Source organism: Litorisediminicola beolgyonensis (assembly GCF_042679605.1).
Lineage (GTDB): Bacteria > Pseudomonadota > Alphaproteobacteria > Rhodobacterales > Rhodobacteraceae > Litorisediminicola > Litorisediminicola beolgyonensis.
Genome location: NZ_JBHTMU010000090.1, coordinates 1 through 1,472, shown reverse-complemented (window position 1 = coordinate 1,472; position 1,472 = coordinate 1). Strand labels below are relative to the sequence as shown.

Here is a 1,472-nt window from a genome sequence, read left to right as displayed (position 1 = left end):
TCGGACCGTCGAGATTGACCTCCATAACCTCAAGCGGCTTGCCGGCCTCAAGGGCCACGGCTGCACGGGTTTTCATGAACTATCCCTCCTTTTTTGAAAATTTGGCGGGACAGTGCGGCAATGCGCCCGCGTCCGCAACCGCGCATTCCTGCGCATAGACAAAGGTCTGTGCCGGTCATTCCGGCTCGAGCGGCCGGGCCGCCAGCGCGGCCGCGATGCCCTCGTCGACCGGCGTTTCGAAGCTCAGGAGCATCGTTCCGAGCACCCGATAGAACCCCACCGTCGCGATCAGGTCGAAGAGCCCCGCGCTGCCGACAAGATCGATCACCGCCGCCTGCTGACCTGGGTCGAGCCGGTGACGGTCGAAGATCGCGTCCACCGCCGCCGCGATCACCCGGTCGGTCTCGGACATGGCCTCGAGCGGGCCGAGGATCGACGCGATGCGCGCGTCCGCCATCCCGATCTTGCGCGCCCGCACGATATGGTGCGCGCCCTCGTAGTCCGAGCCGAGCCTCTGCCCCGTCCTGAGGATCGCCACCTCCGACAGCTCGGCCCCGAGCGCGGTCTCCTGCACCACGTGCCGACGCAGCGGCGCCCAGGCGCGCAGAAGCTCGGGCCGGTGCGCCATCACCCGGTAGACATCAAGCCCGGTGGCGAAGCCGCCCTTCAGATCGTCCAGCGCCTCGGGCCAGTCCGCGTCCGGGATCGGAGGGAAGGCCGGACCGCTCATGCGGCGCCCCGGCAGGGGGCGTGGACGCTTTTCTTCAAAGCGGCGGCGCGGGTGGCATCGGGGCCGGGACGGGTCATGTCGGGCCTCCCTCATGTGATCGGCCGGTCGGGCCTCAGGGTTCCACGCCAGGGGCCCTGCGGCAAGCCAAGACTCGACTCCCCGCCCCCGCGCGATATAGAACATAAGAAGAACATCCATCGCTGCCCGCCATGCCCAACCGCCGTATCCTCTCCCTCTGGTTTCCCCGGATGGGGGCCGACATGCTGATCCGCCACGAGCCGCTCCTGGCCGAGGTCCCCTTCGCCGTGGTCGACGAGGTGGCCGGATCGCAGGTGCTCTCGTCGCTCTCGCCCGCGGCCAGCGCCGCCGGGCTCTGCCGCGGCCAGCCCCTGCGCGCGGCCCATGCGATCTGCGCCGATCTCGTCACCCGCCCCCGCGCCGCGCATCGCGAGGCGGGGTTTCTCGGCACGCTGCACCGCTGGGCGGGCAAGTTCTCGCCCTGGGTCGCGCCCGAGCCGCCCGACGCGCTGGTCGCCGACCTGACCGGCTGCGCGCATCTCTTCGGCGGCGAAGAGGCGCTGATGGCAGAGGTCGCCGCCGATTGCGCCGATCTCGGGCTCGACGTGCGGCTGGGGCTCGCCGATACGCTGGGCGGCGCCTGGGCGCTGGCGCGCTATGGCGGGGAAGAGGCCGCGTCGCATCGCTCGGGCGACGCCATCGAGCAGGAGGCCCGCGCCACCCG

The 1,472-nt window shown here is 70.9% G+C and carries 2 protein-coding genes; one reads left to right on the top strand and one right to left on the bottom strand.

Annotation, left to right across the window (positions count from 1 at the left end):
• Positions 1–175: 175 nt before the first annotated feature.
• Positions 176–730, bottom strand: coding sequence for a carboxymuconolactone decarboxylase family protein (locus ACFQ4E_RS20555; RefSeq protein WP_386806402.1), 555 nt, complete (start codon positions 728–730; stop codon positions 176–178).
• A 209-nt stretch (positions 731–939) separates the two neighbouring features.
• Here ACFQ4E_RS20555 and ACFQ4E_RS20550 point away from each other — a divergent pair.
• Positions 940–1,472 (top strand): Y-family DNA polymerase (locus tag ACFQ4E_RS20550; RefSeq protein WP_386806401.1); only part of this gene is annotated, 533 nt, incomplete at its 3' end.

Coding starts and splice junctions, on each gene's coding strand:
- ACFQ4E_RS20555 (WP_386806402.1), bottom strand. CDS start 730: ATGAGCGGTCCGGCCTTCCCTCCGATCCCGGACGCGGACTGGCCCGAG.